Source organism: Acidovorax sp. GW101-3H11, assembly GCF_001633105.1.
Classification (GTDB): domain Bacteria; phylum Pseudomonadota; class Gammaproteobacteria; order Burkholderiales; family Burkholderiaceae_C; genus Acidovorax.
Genome location: NZ_LUKZ01000017.1, coordinates 54,981 through 72,581, shown reverse-complemented (window position 1 = coordinate 72,581; position 17,601 = coordinate 54,981). Strand labels below are relative to the sequence as shown.

General features: G+C 65.5%; 14 protein-coding genes. 3 read left to right on the top strand and 11 right to left on the bottom strand.

Going from position 1 to position 17,601, the window contains the following annotated elements; all coding sequences use genetic code 11:
• Nucleotides 1-454 precede the first annotated feature (454 nt).
• The 7 genes from gshB to A1D30_RS16105 form a co-directional block, all read right to left on the bottom strand.
• A complete protein-coding gene (gene gshB / locus A1D30_RS16135; RefSeq protein WP_063461750.1) occupies nucleotides 455-1,411 on the bottom strand; it encodes a glutathione synthase in 957 nt (318 codons plus the stop codon).
• Between the two features lie 51 nt (nucleotides 1,412-1,462).
• A complete protein-coding gene (locus tag A1D30_RS16130; protein ID WP_063461749.1) occupies nucleotides 1,463-2,650 on the bottom strand; it encodes a benzoate/H(+) symporter BenE family transporter in 1,188 nt (395 codons plus the stop codon).
• A gap of 142 nt (nucleotides 2,651-2,792) precedes the next feature.
• Nucleotides 2,793-4,661 carry a potassium transporter Kup gene (locus A1D30_RS16125; RefSeq protein WP_063461748.1) on the bottom strand — a complete coding sequence of 623 codons (1,869 nt, stop codon included), beginning with the start codon at nucleotides 4,659-4,661 and terminating at the stop codon, nucleotides 2,793-2,795.
• Between the two features lie 341 nt (nucleotides 4,662-5,002).
• Nucleotides 5,003-6,298: a glutamate--cysteine ligase gene (gene gshA, locus A1D30_RS16120; RefSeq protein ID WP_063461747.1), complete on the bottom strand. Its 1,296-nt coding sequence runs from the start codon at nucleotides 6,296-6,298 to the stop codon at nucleotides 5,003-5,005.
• A gap of 88 nt (nucleotides 6,299-6,386) precedes the next feature.
• The gene (locus A1D30_RS16115; protein WP_063461746.1) at nucleotides 6,387-7,853 is read right to left on the bottom strand and encodes a potassium transporter TrkG; all 1,467 of its coding nucleotides are present in this window, start codon (nucleotides 7,851-7,853) and stop codon (nucleotides 6,387-6,389) included.
• A gap of 21 nt (nucleotides 7,854-7,874) precedes the next feature.
• A complete protein-coding gene (gene trkA / locus A1D30_RS16110) occupies nucleotides 7,875-9,338 on the bottom strand; it encodes a Trk system potassium transporter TrkA (RefSeq protein ID WP_063461745.1) in 1,464 nt (487 codons plus the stop codon).
• A 61-nt stretch (nucleotides 9,339-9,399) separates the two neighbouring features.
• Nucleotides 9,400-10,680 carry a glutamate-5-semialdehyde dehydrogenase gene (locus A1D30_RS16105; RefSeq protein WP_063461744.1) on the bottom strand — a complete coding sequence of 427 codons (1,281 nt, stop codon included), beginning with the start codon at nucleotides 10,678-10,680 and terminating at the stop codon, nucleotides 9,400-9,402.
• A gap of 66 nt (nucleotides 10,681-10,746) precedes the next feature.
• Here A1D30_RS16105 and A1D30_RS16100 point away from each other — a divergent pair, with 66 nt between their 5' ends.
• Nucleotides 10,747-11,031 (top strand): hypothetical protein, encoded by a 285-nt coding sequence (locus tag A1D30_RS16100; protein ID WP_063461743.1) that lies wholly within the window; start codon nucleotides 10,747-10,749, stop codon nucleotides 11,029-11,031.
• A 27-nt stretch (nucleotides 11,032-11,058) separates the two neighbouring features.
• Here A1D30_RS16100 and A1D30_RS16095 read toward each other — a convergent pair whose 3' ends face one another.
• Complete coding sequence (locus A1D30_RS16095; RefSeq protein WP_063461742.1) at nucleotides 11,059-12,042, bottom strand: hypothetical protein; 984 nt, start codon at nucleotides 12,040-12,042, stop codon at nucleotides 11,059-11,061.
• A 101-nt stretch (nucleotides 12,043-12,143) separates the two neighbouring features.
• Nucleotides 12,144-13,199 (bottom strand): DNA polymerase III subunit delta, encoded by a 1,056-nt coding sequence (gene holA, locus A1D30_RS16090; RefSeq protein WP_063461757.1) that lies wholly within the window; start codon nucleotides 13,197-13,199, stop codon nucleotides 12,144-12,146.
• A 201-nt stretch (nucleotides 13,200-13,400) separates the two neighbouring features.
• Here holA and rocF point away from each other — a divergent pair, with 201 nt between their 5' ends.
• The gene (rocF, locus tag A1D30_RS16085; protein WP_063461741.1) at nucleotides 13,401-14,354 is read left to right on the top strand and encodes an arginase; all 954 of its coding nucleotides are present in this window, start codon (nucleotides 13,401-13,403) and stop codon (nucleotides 14,352-14,354) included.
• 157 nt (nucleotides 14,355-14,511) lie between these two features.
• Here rocF and A1D30_RS16080 read toward each other — a convergent pair whose 3' ends face one another.
• Nucleotides 14,512-15,471, bottom strand: a complete 960-nt coding sequence (locus A1D30_RS16080; protein ID WP_063461740.1) for a sugar kinase — start codon at nucleotides 15,469-15,471, stop codon at nucleotides 14,512-14,514.
• Between the two features lie 3 nt (nucleotides 15,472-15,474).
• A complete protein-coding gene (locus tag A1D30_RS16075; protein ID WP_010466576.1) occupies nucleotides 15,475-15,864 on the bottom strand; it encodes a RidA family protein in 390 nt (129 codons plus the stop codon).
• 117 nt (nucleotides 15,865-15,981) lie between these two features.
• Here A1D30_RS16075 and A1D30_RS16070 point away from each other — a divergent pair, with 117 nt between their 5' ends.
• Nucleotides 15,982-17,592 (top strand): ABC transporter substrate-binding protein, encoded by a 1,611-nt coding sequence (locus tag A1D30_RS16070; protein WP_063461739.1) that lies wholly within the window; start codon nucleotides 15,982-15,984, stop codon nucleotides 17,590-17,592.
• Nucleotides 17,593-17,601: the final 9 nt, after the last annotated feature.

Here is a 17,601-nt window from a genome sequence, read left to right as displayed (position 1 = left end):
CTAAGCACTAGTTCCAAAGAACTTGGCACTCGCCATCAAACGCCCACGCTTATCGGCTGTATATTTTTAATGAACCGGATCACTCACAAAGACCGAAATCTTTCTTTGCTTTCCCGACTTAGCTGCGATCAGCTGAGCCTTGAATTCTAGCACAGTTTTTTAAGAACTGTCAAACTTTTTGCTTTTCTTTCGAAGTCATCAGCATCTGCCAACAACCCGCTCTACCCAGCGAAGCCTTGTATTCTATACCGAGTTTTTAACCACCCAGACAACAAAACAAAACTTTTCTTCAACCTCCTCAACCACCAGCAGCACAACCCCGAAGAGCATCACCACCAGCCACCGAACACAGCACCAGACAATCAGATCATCCGGGCAAGTTCTTCAGAAGCGAAGCCCTCGACTATAGCATGGGTTGAGGGGGGTTGAAAAGAAATCCACTGATTCAGGCGACTCAACCCTGATGGGCGGCCGCAGCGGCTTCGAGCGCGTCCACAAACAGGAAGGCGACATCACAACCCGTCTGGTCGAAGATCTCCTGAAAGCAGGTGGGGCTGGTCACATTGATCTCGGTGACGCAATCACCAATCACATCCACCCCCGCCAGCAACAGGCCCCGCTCCAGCAAGATAGGTCCCAGGGCCTCGCCAATCTCCCGGTCCCGCGCAGACAAGGGCCGGGCCACGCCCTTGCCACCAGCCGCCAGGTTGCCGCGCACTTCGCTGCCCTGCGGGATGCGGGCCAGGCAGAAAGGTACGGGCTTGCCGCCAATGATGAGCACACGTTTGTCTCCGTCAACGATCTCGGGCAGGAACTTCTGCACCATCACGCTCTGCGCGCCGTGGCGATTCAGGGTTTCGGTGATGCTGCCCAGGTTGAGGCCATCGGGCCCGACACGGAAGATGCCCATGCCGCCCATGCCGTCCAGCGGTTTGAGGATGATGTCCTGGTGCTCGGCATGAAAGCGCTGGATGTCTGCCGCATCGCGCGTGACGAGCGTGGGACCGATGAACTGGGGAAACTCCATGATCGCCAGCTTTTCCGGGTGGTCGCGCAAGGCCCGGGGCTTATTGAACACCCGGGCGCCCTCGCGCTCGGCCTGCTCCAGCAGGTGGGTGGCGTAGAAGTACTCGCTGTCGAAGGGCGGGTCCTTGCGCATGAGCACCGCATCAAAGTCGGCCAGCACAGCGCTGCGCTCTGGCTGGGCGTCGTACCAGTGGGTCGCATCCCCCGTGAGACGGATATCCTGGACCCGGGCCGTCACCTTGCCGCCCCGTTGCCAGGTGACTTGCTGCGGCTCGCACACCGCCAGGGTGTGGCCACGACGCTGCGCCTCGCGCATCATGGCGAAAGTGGTGTCCTTGTAGATCTTGAAGCTGTGCAGCGGGTCGGCAATGAAGAGCAGTTGCATGGTGTCGGATCAGAAAAGTGAATGGGGCCAGTGGCCCGGGCAGGCGAGGGGTTAAACGCACCCCGCCTGCGAACGCCTGTACTGTTGCACAAATAAGGCAATGCTGCCGGCGACCACGCCCCAGAAGGCCGACCCCACCCCCGCCACCACCACACCGCTGAGCGTGACCAGGAAGGTGATGAGCGCTGCCTCCCGGTGGGACTCGTCCCGCAACGCGGCGGCCAGGCCGTTGCCGATGGTGCCCAGCAGCGCCAGCCCTGCAATGGCCACGACCAGCTCCTTGGGGAAGGCTGTCAGCAGCCCGGTGATAACCGCACCAAACAACCCAATCGCCACATACAGGGCACCACAGGACACTGCTGCGGTGTAGCGGCGGCTGCGGTCTTCATGCGCCTCCGGGCCCATGCACATGGCGGCGGTAATGGCGCTGAAGTTGAGCGCAAAGGCGCCAAACGGGGCCAGAACCAGGGTGGCCAGGCCGGTGAGGGTGATGAGGCGGGACACCGGCAGGTCGTAGCCCGACGCGCGGATCACCGCCACGCCCGGCAGGTTCTGCGAGGCCATGGTGACCACAAACAGCGGAATCGCCAGGCTGACCAGGGCGGCCACGCTGAACTCCGGCGCCATGAACACAGGCAGCGCCAGCTCCAGCTGCACCGCCGACCAGGCCATCTGCCCGCGGGCCGCCACATACGCCACGGCCACCGCCAGCGTGATGACCACGGCATACCGCGCCAGCCAGCGGCGGCTGACCAAGTACACCAGCAGCATGAGCAACACCAGCGGCAGCGCCGTCTGGGCCGCCGCAAACGCCTGCAGGCCAAACCGCGCCAGCACACCGGCAAGCAAGGCGGCAGCGATCTCCATCGAGATGCGGTTCATCACACGCTCGAACCAGCGGGTGACGCCTGCCAGGGTGATGAGCACCGCACTCACCATGAACGCCCCCACGGCTTCGCCCATGCTGAAGCCCCCGGTCAGCCCGGCCGTGGCCAGCACAGCCGCGCCAGGGGTGGACCAGGCCACCATGACGGGCTGCCGCAGGATCAATGAGGGGACCAGCGAACACAGGCCCATGCCCAGGCCCAGCGCCCACATCCAGGAAGTGACCTGGGCGGGCGTGGCGCCAAACGCCTGTGCAGCCTGGAACACGATGGCCACCGAGCTGGTGAAACCCACCAGCACCGCCACGAACCCCGCGACAAAGGTCGAGAGGCTCAGGTCTTTGAAAAATTGCATGGGCTGGATTCTGGCACCGCGCCCCCACAACCGTCAGCGCAGGGGGCTGCCCGCAGCGCCACCCATCAAAATGCTACATATTTAATAGCACACTTTGCTTGATGGTCGCGCGCAGGAGCCCAAAAAACCTCAAGAAATCCGCTCAGATCTCGATCTTGGACCCCAGCTCCACCACCGCGTTGTTGGGCAAGTGCAGGAAATCCGCCGCGCCGCTGGCGTTGTGGTGCATCTGGGCAAACAGCTTTTCGCGCCAGGGCGCCATGCCGCCACCCATGGTGGGGATGACCGTGTCGCGCGAGAGGAAGTAGCTGGTGGTCATGGCCTCCAGCTCGCAGCCCCGGCCGCGCAGCAGCTCCAGCGCACGGGGCACGTCGGGGTCGTTCTTGAAGCCGTAGTGGATCACCACCTGCCAGCAGTCGTGGCCCAGGGCTTCGACCTGCAGGCGCTTGTCCAGGCCGATCCAGGGCGTCTCGTGGTTGTGCACCGTGACGAACAGGTTCTGCTGGTGCAGCACCTTGTTGTGCTTGAGGTTGTGCAACAGCGCATTGGGCACGGCGCCGGTCTCGGCGGTGAGGAAGACGGCCGTGCCGTCCACACGCGTGGGCGGGCTGATGAACACCGACTCCAGGAAGTCTTTCAGGTCAATCGCATCGGCGCGCAGCTTGTCGTTGAGCAGGCGGCGCCCTTCCTTCCAGGTCATCATGAAGGCGAACACGATGCCGCCGATCATGAGCGGGAACCAGCCGCCCTGGAACAGCTTGAGCATGTTGGAGGCGAAGAACGCCAGGTCCACCACAAAGAAGCAGCCCGTGGCCGCGATACACAGCGCCAGCGGATAGCCCCAGCCGTAGCGGATCACGAAGAAGGTCAGCGTGGTGGTAATCAGCATGTCCAGCGTCACGGCGATGCCGTAGGCGGCGGCCAGGTTGCTCGACGAGCGGAACATCACCACCGCCAGCACGATGGCTGCGAACAGCCCCCAGTTGACCAGCGGCATGTAAATCTGCCCCGTGTCGCGCACGCTGGTGTGCTGGATGTTCAGGCGCGGCAGGTAGCCCAGCTGGATGACCTGCTTGGTGACGCTGAAGGCGCCGGTGATCAGGGCCTGCGAGGCGATCACCGTGGCCATGGTGGCCAGCACCACCAGCGGGATCAGCGCCCAGTCGGGGGCCATCATGTAGAAGGGGTTCTTCACGGCCTCGGGCTCGGCCAGCAGCAGAGCGCCCTGGCCAAAGTAGTTGAGTGTGAGCGCCGGCATGGCCACGGTGAACCAGGCCAGGCGGATGGGCCGCTTGCCGAAGTGGCCCAGGTCGGCGTACAGCGCCTCGGCACCCGTCACGCACAGCACCACCGCGCCCAGGATGATGAAGCTGGTGCCCGGGTTGGCCCACATGAAGCCCAGCGCGTGGTGCGGGCTCAGGGCCCAGAGGATCTCGGGGTGGCCCACGATGTGCGACACCCCCAGCAGCGCAATGCTGACGAACCACACCAGGGTGATGGGCCCGAAGAACTTGCCAATGCCCCCGGTGCCGCGCTTTTGCACGGCAAACAGGCAGAACAGCACGACCAGGGTGATGGGGATCACGTACTGCTTGAAGTGGGGCGAAACCACTTCCAACCCCTCCACCGCCGACAGCACCGAGATGGCCGGGGTGATGACCCCGTCGCCATAGAACAGCGAGGTGCCAAAAATGCCCACCGCCAGCAGCACGCCGCGCAGCCGGGGCTTGTCTTTGACGGCCTGCGAGGCCAGCGCCAACATCGCGATCAGGCCGCCCTCGCCGTGGTTGTCGGCGCGCAGCACCAGCACCACGTACTTCAGCGACACGATGACCGTGAGCGTCCAGAAAAAGATGGAGAGGATGCCGTAGATGTTGTCCGGGGTGAAAGGCACATGGCCGGAGCCAAAAACCTCTTTGACGGCATACAGCACGCTGGTGCCGATATCGCCGTACACCACACCGATGGCGCCCAGCGTGAGCGCTGCGAGCGAAGATTTGGAGCTTTGCACTGACCGCACCCGGCATGCGCGGGGCCGCCGGGGTTCTGTTACTTTTGGGAACGCTATTGTGCGCCTGCCCCAGATCAAGCGCCTGGAGGCATCCGCCCAATGTTGCGACGCAGCAACTGGCCCTGGCGGGCCCCCTTGGCAGGCGGGTACGGGCGTGGCAAGCGCACCCATATTGCGCCACCCATGGGCCCGCTCCACCTGGGCGCAACCTGCAACACGGGCGCGCAGTGACCAGCAGCCGCAGCGCAAGGGCCGCCCCGCTGCACTGGCGGCGCTTTGTTTTCAGGCGCTGGCAGCGTCCCCTTGGGGAGAACGCGCCGCGGGCGACTCAGGGGGCGCCTTCAGTCATACACCTCGGCGTCGGGGTTGGTCGCCTCCAGCTCGTAGCTGGCCGCCAGCATCGCGAGTCGCGCCACCACGCCATACATATAGAAGCGGTTGGGCGCACTCACCCCGGGGCGCACGCCGGGCTGGGGCATGTGGGTGCTGTGCTCGAAGGCCAGCGGCACGAAGCTCGCACCCGGCGCATTCAGGTTCTCGTCCACACCGCGCTCGGCATGCATGCGGTAGAAGCCGCCCACCACATAGCGGTCCATCATGTAGACCACGGGCTCGGCCACAGCTTCGTGCACACGCTCCTGCGTCAGCACGCCTTCCTGGATGATGAGGTCGTTGACCGGCTGGCCGTCCTTGATGACGGCCATCTTGTTCTTGGTCTTGCGGTTGACCGCGTCCAGCTCCTTGGCATCGCGCACGGTCATGATGCCCATGCCGTAGGTGCCGTTGTTGGCCTTGACGATGACGAACGGCTTTTCGTTGATGCCGTATTCCTTGTACTTGCGGCGCACCTTGGTCAGCAGCGCATCCACCGTGGTCTGCAGCTTGTCCATGCCTTTGTCCTCGGCAAAGTCCACGCCGTCGCACTGGCTGTACATGGGGTTGATGAGCCAGGGGTCGATGCCCAGCATCTTGCCGAAACGCTTGGCCACTTCTTCGTAGTTCTTGAAGTGGGTGCTCTTGCGGCGCACGCTCCAGCCCGCGTGCAGCGGGGGCAGCAGGTACTGCTCGTGGATGTCTTCCAGGATGCCGGGCGCACCGGCCGACAGGTCGTTGTTGAGCAGGATGGTGCAGGGGTCAAAATTCTTGAGCCCCAGGCGCCCCTTGTTGCGGACCACGGGTTCCAGCGTCACCGAGTCGCCGTTGGGCAGCTCGATCAGCGTGGACTTCTTGATCTCGGGGCTGATGGAGCCCACACGCACGTTCAGGCCGGCCATGTTGAAGATGCGCTGCAGCTGCACCACGTTGGCCAGGTAGAAGGTATTGCGCGTGTGGTTCTCCGGGATGATCAGCAGATTGCGCGCCTCGGGGCAGATCTTCTCGATGGCGGCCATGGCGGCCTGCACGGCCAGGGGCAGCATCTCCTTGGTCAGGTTGTTCCAGCCACCGGGGTACAGGTTGGTGTCCACGGGCGCGAGCTTGAAACCCGCATTGCGGATGTCCACCGAGGTGTAGAACGGCGGCGTGTGCTCCATCCATTCCAGGCGGAACCAGCGTTCGATGGCGGGCATCGAGTCGAGAATGCGCTGTTCGAGTTCGTTGATCGGCCCCGTGAGGGCCGTGATGAGATGCGGAACCATAGATGCCCTCGGGAAGCAAATTGCGGACGAATTGTAGGGATTTGGGGCCGCCTTCCGGTTTCGCAAGGCGCCATGGAACAAACCTCTTTCAGCGGCGCCAGAAAGCAGGGGTGAGCAAGGCCATAAAACTCAGGATCTCAAGCCGCCCCAGCAGCATGGCCAGTGTGCACACCCAGATCTGGAAATCGGTCAGCACCGCATAGTTGGACGCGGGGCCCACGCTGCCCAGCCCCGGCCCCGCGCAGTTGACGCTGGCCAGCACCACCGAAAACGCGGTCACCGGGTCCAGGTCGGTCAGCAGCATCACCATGCTCAGGCCAAACACCGTGCCGCCATACACCAGCATGAAGGCCAGCACCGAAAAAATCACGCGGTTGTCCACCACGCCGCCGCCCAGGCACACCGGCTGCACGGCGCGCGGGTGCACCAGGCGGTTCATCTCACGGCGCGCCTGCTTGACGAGGATGAGCATGCGCACCATCTTGATCCCGCCGCCCGTCGATCCGGCACTGGTGGCCACGCCCGACAGCAGCAACATGAACACGGGCGCAAACACCGGCCAGGCGAGGTAATCCACCGTGGCATACCCCGTGGTGGTGGCCAGCGACACCAGGTTGAACATGCCGTGGCGCAGCGCATCGAGCGGTGCATACACGCCCTTGGCCCACAGCAGCAGCGCCACCACCAGCCCGCCGCCGATGAGCGCAAACAAGGTGGCGCGCAGCTCCGGGTCGCGCCAGAAACCGCCCCAGTGGCCCTTGCGAAACGCCACAAAGTACAGCGCAAAATTGCAGCTGGCCACCAGCATGAAGAAGATGCAGATCGCCTCCAGCAGCGGCGACTGGAAGTAGCCAAAGCTCAGGTCGTGCGAGGACAGCCCGCCCAGGCTCACGGTGGTGAACATGTGCATCAGCGCATCCAGCGGCGCCATGCCCCCGGCCCAGTAGGCCAAACCACACAGCACCGAAAACAGCGCGTACACGCCCCACAGCCCCTTGGCCGTGCCGGTCATGCGCGGCGTGAGCTTGGTGTCCTTCAGCGGCCCCGCCGCCTCGGCCTTGAACAGCTGGCTGCCCCCCACGCCCAGCAGCGGCAGCACGGCCACGGCCAGGATCAGGATGCCCATGCCGCCCATCCACTGCAAAAAGGTGCGCCACACATTGACCGACACCGGCAGTGCATCGAGCCCGGTGAGCACGGTGGAGCCCGTGGTGGTGAGCCCCGACACGGCCTCGAAATAGGCATGCGTGAACGACAGCGGGTGCCCCGTGTAGTGCCCGGCCAGCATCAGCGGCAGCGTAGCCGACAGCGGCAGCAGCGCCCACACCAGCGACACCAGCATCACGCCGTGGCGCGGCTGCAGCTCTTGCCGGAACAGCCGCAGCCGCCACCACAGCCAGGCGCCCGCCAGCAGCGTGGCGCCCATGGACAGCGGGTACACAAACCAGACGCCATCGCCCGTCCACAGCGACACCGCCAGCGGCAGCCCCATGGTCAGCGCAAAGATCATGATCAGGATGCCCAGCACCCGCAGCACGGGAAACATGTCCACCATGGGTCGCTCGCTGGGCTGGCGTCAGAAAAAAGTTGCGCTGACGCGGAAGAGCTTTTCCACGTCGCGCACCAGCCGCTTGTTGGGCAGGAAGAACACCACATGGTCGTTGCTCTCGATCACCGTCGCGCTGCGCGGGATGATGACCTCGGGCTCGCGCAGATCGGAAGCGGCGGCACCCGCAGCATCCGATGCATCGGGCAGCCCACGCACGATCAGGCCGATGTGCACGTCGCGCGGCAGTTGCAGGTCGCTGACCTTGCGGCCGACCACCTTGGAGCTTTTGCGGTCGCCGCGCGCCACGATCTCCAGCGCCTCGGCCACGCCCCGGCGCAGGCTGTGCACCGCCTGCACATCGCCCTGGCGCACATAGGCCAGCAGCTCGCCCAGCATGGCCTGCGCGGGCGACAGCGCAATGTCGATCTGCGTGCCGTGCATCAGGTCGGCATAGCTGCGCCGGTTGATGAGCGCCAGCACGCGGCTCGCGCCCATGCGCTTGGCCAGCAGGCACGACATGATGTTGTCCTCGTCGTCGTCGGTGAGCGCGAGGAACAGGTCCACTTCCTCAATGCCCTCGTCGCCCAGCAGATCCTCGTCGGTGGTGTCGCCCTGCAGCACCAGCACCTCGGGGGGCAGGGCCGACGCCAGCTCCACGCAGCGGTCTGCATGGTCCTCGATGATCTTGATGTGAAAGCGCCCACCCGCCTGGCTGAGCTGCCGCGCCAGCCGCAGCCCCACGCCCCCGCCGCCCGCAATCATGATGCGGCGCACAGGCTGGGGCTGCTGGGATGCAGGCCGGTGCAAGGCGGCCAGCACGTTGGCGATGTGCTCCTGTGCGGCCAGCACAAACACCTCGTCCCCCGGCTCAATGCGGGTCTTGCCGTCGCAGGCGATGAAGCGGTCGGGCTCGTCCGGGAACCGCCGGTAGATCGCCACCATCCGCATCGCCAGCTCCGGCGCACTCTCGCGCAGCGCGCCGATGGAGTGCCCCACCATCGGAGCCCCCACACGCGCCCGCACCGACACCAAGCAGGCGCGGCCCCCGGCAAACTCGCGCACCTGCATGGCCTCGGGGTACTCGATGAGCTTGCCGATGTAGCGGGTCAGCGATTCTTCGGGGCAGATGATGCGGTCCACCGCAAAACCCTCGGGGCCCACCAGCTGCTCATGGGCCTCGAAGCCTGTGGACCGCACCCGCGCAATGCGCTTGGGGATGTTGAACAGCAGCTGCGCGATCTTGCAGCACACCAGGTTGGTCTCGTCCTGCGCGGCGCAGGCAATCAGCAGGTCGGTGTCCTCGGCACCCGCCTCGGCCAGCACGGCGGGCTCGATGCCGTTGCCCACCACGCCCCGCAGGTCAAAGCGCGACTCCAGGTCGCGCAGGCGCGCGGCGTCGGTGTCGATCACCGTGATGTCGTTGCGCTCCGACACCAGGCTGTCTGCCACGCTCTGGCCCACACGGCCCGCGCCGAGGATGATGATTTTCATAGCGAAATGGGGCCTCTTCGCGCGACTGGCTTACGTTATTAGCTATCGAATAAATAGCAAATTAGCCCCGCACCTCGCCCTCGCCCAGCACCACGTACTTGAGCGAGGTCAGCCCCTCGATGCCCACCGGCCCGCGCGCATGGAACTTGTCGGTGCTGATGCCAATTTCGGCGCCCAGGCCGTACTCGAAGCCGTCGGCAAAACGCGTGCTCGCGTTCACCATCACGCTGGCCGAATCCACCTCGCGCAGGAAGCGCTGGGCGTGGACATGGTTCGTCGTCAGGATGGCATCGGTGTGGTGGCTCGAATAGTGGTTGATGTGGGCAATGGCTTCGTCCAAGCCCGCCACGATCTTCACGCTGATGATCGGGGCCAGGTATTCCTCGCTCCAGTCCTGCTCGGTGGCGGGCACCAGCTGGGCACCAGCCACCGATTGAAGGATGGCCAGCGACTCGGGGCAGCCGCGCATCTCCACGCCCTTGGCGGCGTATACGGCGCCGATCTTTGGCAGAAACTCCGCCGCCACGCCGCGCGCCACCAGCAGGCCTTCGCTCGCGTTGCAGGGGCTGTATTTGTTGGTTTTGGCGTTGTCGGCCACCTTCACCGCCATGGGGACGTCGCAGGGGTCGTCCACATAGGTGTGGCAGTTGCCGTCCAGGTGCTTGATCACGGGCACCTTGGCATCGCGGCTGATGCGCTCGATCAGGCCCTTGCCGCCGCGCGGGATGATCACGTCCACAAACTGCGGCATGGCAATCAGCTGGCCCACGGCCTCGCGGTCGGTGGTCTGCACCAGTTGCACCGCGTCTTGCGGCAGGCCCGCTTCGGCCAGCGCCTGCTGCACGAGTTTGGCCAACGCCTTGTTCGAATCGATCGCCTCGGAGCCACCGCGCAGGATGCAGGCATTGCCGCTCTTGATCGACAGCGACGCGGCCTCGATGGTCACGTTGGGACGGCTCTCGTAGATCATGCCGAACACGCCAATCGGCACGCGCATCTGCCCCACGCGGATCCCGCTGGGCTGCTGCTTCATGCCGAGGATCTCGCCAATGATGTCGGGCATGGCGGCGAGCTGCTCGCAGCCTTCGGCACAGGTCTCCAGCACCTTGGGGCTGAGTTTCAGGCGGTCCACCATGGGCTCGGCCAGCCCGGCGGCGCGGGCACGCTCCAGATCGCGGGCGTTGTCGATCTGCAGCGCATCCACGTTCTCGCGCAGCAGCCGTGCCAGCGCCTTGAGTGCTTTGTTTTTGATAGCTGCAGGCGCTTTGGCCATCAGCGCAGAGGCCGTTTTGGCCTGGAGACCGAGAGAATGCGTGTATTCAGCGACGTGGAGGGCGTTCATTCGGCGATTTTGCCGCACTTGGCTTTACCCTTGCGGCCTTGCCCCACTCACTCCCACTGCCCGGCCATGACCACCACCGCCCCCGCCCAGCTCGCCACTCTGACCGAAGCCCTGCAGGCCTTTGAACGCGGCGCCCACACCGCCGCCACCCTGAGCACCCTGGCCCGCCAGCAGACGGCCCTGCTCGCCGCCCTGCCCCCGCGCTACGGCGAGGTGCTGCTGAACCTGCTGGACCGGCTGGAATCGAGCGCGCTGTTTTCAGAGGAAAGCTGCTCGTTCAGCCAGAAGGATCTGGTGGCGAATTTGCAGATGTGGGTAGAGAAGGCGCGGGGGGTGGTTGGACAGGGGTGAAGTCCGATCATCAGACGCAAACGCCTGTCACGGCTGTCGCAGTACACGCACCTCCTCTACGAACAGGCCCAGGAAGGAACTACGGCCACGCACCGAAACCGTATCTCCAGCTTTCGGCAAGTCGCCCACCGAACGGCCTTCAATGCATATGCGCGCAGAAGCCCCGTCAATAACCAGCGCCGCATGCTGATCGCACTTCCCGTACTTGGGCTTTGCCACCTCGACGGAAGAAACTTTCGCCTGCTGAGCCGGTGCATCTGCTACGCCCACCATCCAACCCGCCAAGGCAGACCATCCGTAGGGTGACAGCAGCACCAAAAGGGAACACGCCAGCACCATGGCTGGAAACACGAAGATCCAACGTACGCCCCAGGAGGGAAAGCGGCCAGCAAGGGTGTTCTGTTGCCTTTCAATGCGGAACAGGAGAAAACCGAAGATCGGCACTGCCAAAGCCATGAGTATGGGAAATACCGACTGGTAGGCTCTGCCAAACGAAGGGACAAAGTAGGTCCCCACGACAACTTCAAGCACCCCGCCCGCCAAAGCGAGCAAAAAAAGAGAAGCTACATACAGCTTCCACCAGGGCTCCCGGCGTTGGCGGCGCATTGCAGGCGCACTTGAGAGTTTTTGTGCGACCTTCTGACCGAGCTGATCAGAAATCTCTTGCAACTGTGCGTTGATCTGCATCTTGGCCTCCTCATCCAGCCGTCCTTGGCGCTCCAGCTGTATTCCCCGCTGGAAAACTTTGGCCATGTCGGCCTCGGCGCGTGCGAAGGGTCCATCGTCTGCCGAGGTCTTGGGCTCCTGGAAGTCGCTCAACGCACTGACCGACTTTTTGCTCTCCTTGTGCAGGGCCTGCCAAAAAACCCAGTAGACACACGGAGCCAGCAGCGCGAGCCCCACAAACCGTTCGGGCCCCATCCGCACAAACGCAAGCCAGCCACACAGACCCAACAAAGCTACGCCTACGGCGAGCAGCACCGCGCGTTCAACAACCTCCCAGCGCTCCATCACCCTAGCCTTTCATGCAGGGCCACAAGCCACAGCCGATGGAGCCACGAAGGGCGAAAACCCGCCGAGCACAGTCTGGACGGTTCTCTGGCGCTCATCCCTCAGCGCGCCGCCTGCGTCAACCGGCACACCTGCAACGCCAGCCTTTGCAGCGCCTGCCAGCCATCCTGCGGCCAGTCGGGCTGCTTGAGGCCTTTGACGATGCCGTCCACCGTGTGGGCCGACTGCAGCAGGCGCGCCAACGCCGCGTCGCTGGCCTTGGGCAGGATGCGCTCGAACAGGCGCTCCTTGGGGCCCCAGATGCGGTTTTCGCGCAGGGCCATGGGCAGGGGGCGGCCCGCGTTCATGGCGTCTTTCACGCGTTTCAGGGCGCGGATGTCTTCGGCCAGCGCCCAGTGCACCAGCACCTCGGCCTCGCCCTCGGCCTGCAGGCCGTCGAGCATGCGCTGCACGCGGGCGGTGTGGCCCGACAGCACGGACTCGGACAGCTTGAACACGTCGTAGCGCGCCACGTTGAGCACGGCGGCCTCGACCTGGGCCTGGGTCAGCTCGCCCGCCGGGTGCAGCAGCGCGAGCTTCTGGATTTCCTGGTGCGCGGCCAGCAGGTTGCCTTCCACCCGGTCGGCAAAAAACTGCAAGGTGCGCTGGCCTTCTTCGCCCGCCACCACGCGCTGGCCCTGCGCGGCCAGGCGCTGGGCGATCCACTGGGGCAGCATGCCGCGTTCGATGGGGTCGATCTGGATGGAGGTGCCGCTGGATTCGAGTGCGGCAAACCAGGCGCCGGTGCGTGTGGCCTTGTCCAGGCGCGGCAGCATGACCAGGGTGAGCGTGCTGTCGTTGCCACGGGCCGATTCGGCCACCTGCTGCAGGGCCACGCTGCCGTCCTTGCCGGGCTTGCCCGAGGGGATGCGGATCTCGACGATCTGCTTGTCGGCAAACAGGCTGAGCGAGCCCCCGGCGGCCAGCACGGCGCTCCAGTCGAAATGGGCGCCCGCCACGGTGTAGCTGCTGCGTTCGGTGTAGCCCTGGGCGCGGGCCGTGGCGCGGATGGCGTCGGCGGCCTCTTGCTGCAGCAAGGGTTCGTCGCCATGCAATACATAAAGCGGCGACAGGCCCCGTTGAAGATGCGATGAGAGTTGGGCCAGGGCGACTTGCATGCGGCAAAGTTTATCGCCTTGCCCCGCCAGGTTTTGTGCAAATGGCCAGTGGACACCCGCACAGTGCACAAAGGCCATGGCGGACTGATCAGCCCGCGCACTGTTCATTGGCACCCAAAGCCCCGAGAATGCCCGGGCGCCACCGCCCGCGCTGCGGCCTGGCCGCTGCCCTTGTCCACCCCCGCACAGAAAGCCCTGACCATGCCCCCCAACACCCTGCGCAGCGCCCAGCCCACCAGCCTGATTGGTGCGCCCACCGACATTGGCGCCGGGGCGCGCGGTGCGTCGATGGGCCCCGAGGCCCTGCGCGTGGCGGGGCTGCAGGCGGCGCTGGAGCTGCATGGGCTGCAGGTGTTTGACCGGGGCAACCTGGGCGGCCCCTCCAACCCCTGGCTGCCCCCGGTGAACGGCTACCGCCACCTGCCCGAGGTGGCGCAGTGGAACCGGCTGGTGTACGACGCCGTGTATGCCGAGCTGCAGCTGGGCCACCTGCCCATTCTGCTGGGCGGCGACCACAGCCTGGGCCTGGGCAGCATCAGCGCCGTGGCCCGCCACTGCGCAGAAAGCGGCAAGAAGCTGCGCGTGCTGTGGCTCGACGCGCATGCCGACTTCAACACCAGCGAACTCACCCCCAGCGGCAACGTGCACGGCATGCCCGTGGCCTGCCTGTGCGGCTTTGGCCCGGCCGAGCTGACGCAGCTGGCCGCCATGCCCGGCGGTGGCCCGGCGCTGCGGCCCGAGCAGATCCGCCAGATCGGCATCCGCAGCGTGGACGCGGGCGAAAAGCGCTTTGTGCACGAGCAGGGCCTGGAGGTGTTTGACATGCGCGCCATCGACGAGGTGGGCATGCGCCAGGTGATGGAGCGGGCGCTGGCGGGCATGGACGCCCACACCCACCTGCATGTGAGCTTTGATGTGGATTTTCTGGACCCCGACATTGCCCCCGGCGTGGGCACCACCGTGCCCGGCGGCCCCACCTACCGCGAGGCGCAGCTGTGCATGGAGATGATTGCCGACAGCGGCCGCCTGGCTTCGCTCGACATCGTGGAGCTGAACCCCGCCCTGGACGTGCGCAACAAGACCGCTGTGCTGGCGGTGGACCTGGTGGAGTCGCTGTTTGGCAAGAGCACGCTGATGCGGACACGGCCTGTGTAAGGCACGGCACAGCGGGCGCAGGCCCATTCACTACCAATTTGATAGCTGCAAAGGCATGATGGTCACGCGGTAACGGCTTGTTTCCTTCAAAAACCCGCCGCCCCCACCCGTTCAGACAGCAGGCCGCAGCCCGAACGGGTGAGCGCAGCGGCCCGTGTTACAGCAGCGCCTGCACCTGCTGCGCCGTGGGCAGCGGCGCCACGGCGCCAAAACCCTGCACGGCCAGCGATGCCGCCGTGTTGGCATAGCGCACCGCAGCGGCCAGGTCATCCCCCAGCGCAAGGCGCGCGAGCAGGTTGCCGTCAAAGCAATCACCCGCCCCCGTGGCATCCACCAGCGCCACGCTGCGGCCCGGCACACGCTGGCGTGGCACGGCGGGGTCGGCGCTGCTCAGCAGCACGCCGTCGGCCCCGAGCTTGACGACCACCGTGGCCGCGCCCTGCGCGTGGCCCCAGTCGGCAATCGCATCCGCATCGCTCAGGCCCAGCAGCGCGGCCATGTCGTCGAGCCCTGGCAGGAAGATGTCGCACAGCGACACCGCATGCGCGATGCAGGCCCGCGCCCGTGCCAGCGGCCAGAGCTTGAGGCGCAGGTTGGGGTCGAACGCCACGCGCGCACCGGCGGCCCGGGCCACGCGCATGGCCTCGTAGGCCGTGTCGCAGGCGGAGGCCGACACCGCCAGCGAGATGCCCGACACATGCAGGATGCGGCACTGCTGCAGCACAGCAGCGGGTCCCTTCACCGACTCATCTGCCAGCCACGCAGGCGCCATGCGGCTCGCGGCCGAGCCTGCACGCAGGTAGCTGAATTCGTGCCCCGCTGCGCCGTGCGTCACAAAGTAGATGCCCGTGGGGTGCTGCGCATCGCGCTCCACCGCCGTGGTGTCCACGCCTTCACGCGCCCACAGGTCCAGCAAGGCCTGGCCAAAGGCATCGCTGCCCAGGCGCGTGAGGTAGGCCGTGCGTGCGCCCGCGCGGGCGGCGGCAATCACCGCGTTGCTGGTGTCGCCCCCAAAGCCCTGCAGGTACTGCGGCTCGCCAGGACGCGTCTGGTTGAACTCCACCAGCGCCTCGCCCAGCGCCACCACATCCCACACGGCTTGCTTGGTTGCGGTCATGGCTCAGCCGCGCGGCTTGTAGGCCGTCACGTCGATCTCGACCTTGGCGTCGATCATCAGGCGCGACTCGACCGTGGAGCGTGCGGGGCGGTGGTCGCCAAAACACTCCATGTACACGCGGTTGAAGCTGCCAAAGTCGCGCGCATCGGCCAGCCAGACGCTGACCTTGGCCACATCGGCCAGGGTGCAGTCGGCCAGGGCCAGGGCGTCCTTGACGCGCTGGAACACCTGGCGCGTCTGCGCCTCGATACCGCCGACAACGACCTGGCCCTGGTCGTCGGTGGGCACCTGGCCCGAGACAAAAACGAAGTCGCCTGCACGGGTGGCGGGCGAGAGGGGGCGTGCGAGGCGATCGGACGCGAGCGGCGCTTGGCCGAGGGTTTCTACTGGCATGGAAAACGCTCCTTTGAGTAAAGATATTACACAATTCCTTCCAGAAATGCCCATCTCGTTCGCAATTCTGGCATCGAATGTGCTTATTCGTGTAATCCTATTACTTCGAGGTGTGCAATGCAAACGTCTGGAACCAACCTGGTGCAGCATCCGCTGCCAACGCTTGAACTGCGGGGCCGCCGCAACCTGCTGGGTGCAGCGGCGCTGACCGCCGCCCTCACCCTGGCCTGCAGCACCAGCTGGGCCCAAACGGCCCCCGCCACCCCGTCCAAGGGCGGCGCCGCCAACCTCGCCATGGTGGGCGAGCCCCAGGGCCTGGACCCCATGGTGAGCACAGCCGACCTGGTGGGCACCATCATGCAGCACGTGTACGAGCCGCTGTACACCTTCGATGCCAACTGGGCCATCGCCCCCATGCTGGCGGAGGGCCTGCCCACCGTCTCCAAAGATGGGCTGACCTACACCATCCCCCTGCGCAAGGGCGTGAAGTTCCACAACGGCCGCGAGATGACGGCCGATGATGTGGTGGCCTCGCTGCAGCGCTGGATGGAGCTGAACCCCCGTGGCAAAGCCGTGGGCAAAGAGGTCGCCTCGCTCACCGCCAAGGGCGCACTGGCCGTGGAGCTGAAACTGAAAACCCCTTACGCACCGCTGCTGGCCCAGCTGGCCCTGCCCAGCGGCATGGCCGCCATCATGGCCAAGGAGAGCATTGCGCCGCAGCTCAAGGACTTCGTCGGCACCGGCCCCTACCAGTTCAAGGAACGCCGCCCCGACCAATTCACCGTGCTGGTGCGTTTTGACGGCTACGCCAGCCGCAAGGAAGCCGCCAGCGGCTACGCAGGCAAGCGCGAGGCGCTGCTCGATGAACTGCGCTTTGTGCCCGTGCCTAGCGCCAACACGCGCGTCGAAGGTGCGCTCTCGGGCCAGTTCCAGTACGCCGACCTGCTACCCGTCGAGGCCATTGGCCGCGTTGAAAAGGGCGCCCCGGCCGTGGTGCCCATCGTGACCAAGAACTTTGGCTTTCCGTACATCGTGTTCAACACCAAGGAAGGCGTGCTGGCCTCGCAGCCCCTGCGCCGCGCGGTGCAGACCGCCGTGGGCACGGGCGAGCTGCTGGCCGCAGGCTTTGGCGACAACCGCTTCTTTGTGGTGGAGCCCAACTTCTTCCCCAAGGGCACGCCGTACTACTCGGACGCGGGCAGCAAGCTCTACAACGAGCGCAACCCGCAAGCCGCCAAAGAGCAGACGGCCAAGGCCAGCTACGGCGGCCAGCCCGTGCGCATCATGGCCAGCCGCCAGTACGAGTTTCACTACAACATGGCGCTGGTGATGTCCGAGCAGCTCAAGAAGGCGGGCTTCAAGACCGAGCTGCAGGTGGTGGACTGGGCCACACTGGTGCAGCGCCGCAACGACCCCAAGCTGTGGGACGTGTACTTCACGCACTCGGGCCTGTTCCCCGAGCCCATGCTCTCGCCCCCGCAGCTGGGTGACGGTGCGCCCGGCTGGTGGGAGTCTGACGCCAAGAAATCCACCCTGGCCGCGTTCAACCAGGAGACCGACCCGGTCAAGCGCGGCCCGCTATGGGGCAAGGTGCAGCAGGTGGTGTACGACGAAGTGCCGTTCATCGAGGTGGGCAAGTTCAACGGCTTGTCGGCCCGCTCGGCCAAGCTGCAAGGCTACACACCGGCCATCTGGCCGTTCTTCTGGAACACGGGACTGGCCAAGTAAGCAGGGGCA

Excerpts from the sequence above, each read along its gene's own strand:
- A1D30_RS16095 (WP_063461742.1), bottom strand. The coding sequence starts at position 12,042 with ATGGAGCGCTGGGAGGTTGTTGAACGCGCGGTGCTGCTCGCCGTAGGC.
- rocF (WP_063461741.1), top strand. The coding sequence starts at position 13,401 with ATGCCCCCCAACACCCTGCGCAGCGCCCAGCCCACCAGCCTGATTGGT.
- A1D30_RS16080 (WP_063461740.1), bottom strand. The coding sequence starts at position 15,471 with ATGACCGCAACCAAGCAAGCCGTGTGGGATGTGGTGGCGCTGGGCGAG.
- A1D30_RS16100 (WP_063461743.1), top strand. The coding sequence starts at position 10,747 with ATGACCACCACCGCCCCCGCCCAGCTCGCCACTCTGACCGAAGCCCTG.
- gshB (WP_063461750.1), bottom strand. The coding sequence starts at position 1,411 with ATGCAACTGCTCTTCATTGCCGACCCGCTGCACAGCTTCAAGATCTAC.
- A1D30_RS16115 (WP_063461746.1), bottom strand. The coding sequence starts at position 7,853 with ATGGTGGACATGTTTCCCGTGCTGCGGGTGCTGGGCATCCTGATCATG.
- A1D30_RS16075 (WP_010466576.1), bottom strand. The coding sequence starts at position 15,864 with ATGCCAGTAGAAACCCTCGGCCAAGCGCCGCTCGCGTCCGATCGCCTC.
- holA (WP_063461757.1), bottom strand. The coding sequence starts at position 13,199 with ATGCAAGTCGCCCTGGCCCAACTCTCATCGCATCTTCAACGGGGCCTG.
- A1D30_RS16130 (WP_063461749.1), bottom strand. The coding sequence starts at position 2,650 with ATGCAATTTTTCAAAGACCTGAGCCTCTCGACCTTTGTCGCGGGGTTC.
- A1D30_RS16105 (WP_063461744.1), bottom strand. The coding sequence starts at position 10,680 with ATGAACGCCCTCCACGTCGCTGAATACACGCATTCTCTCGGTCTCCAG.
- gshA (WP_063461747.1), bottom strand. The coding sequence starts at position 6,298 with ATGGTTCCGCATCTCATCACGGCCCTCACGGGGCCGATCAACGAACTC.
- trkA (WP_063461745.1), bottom strand. The coding sequence starts at position 9,338 with ATGAAAATCATCATCCTCGGCGCGGGCCGTGTGGGCCAGAGCGTGGCA.
- A1D30_RS16070 (WP_063461739.1), top strand. The coding sequence starts at position 15,982 with ATGCAAACGTCTGGAACCAACCTGGTGCAGCATCCGCTGCCAACGCTT.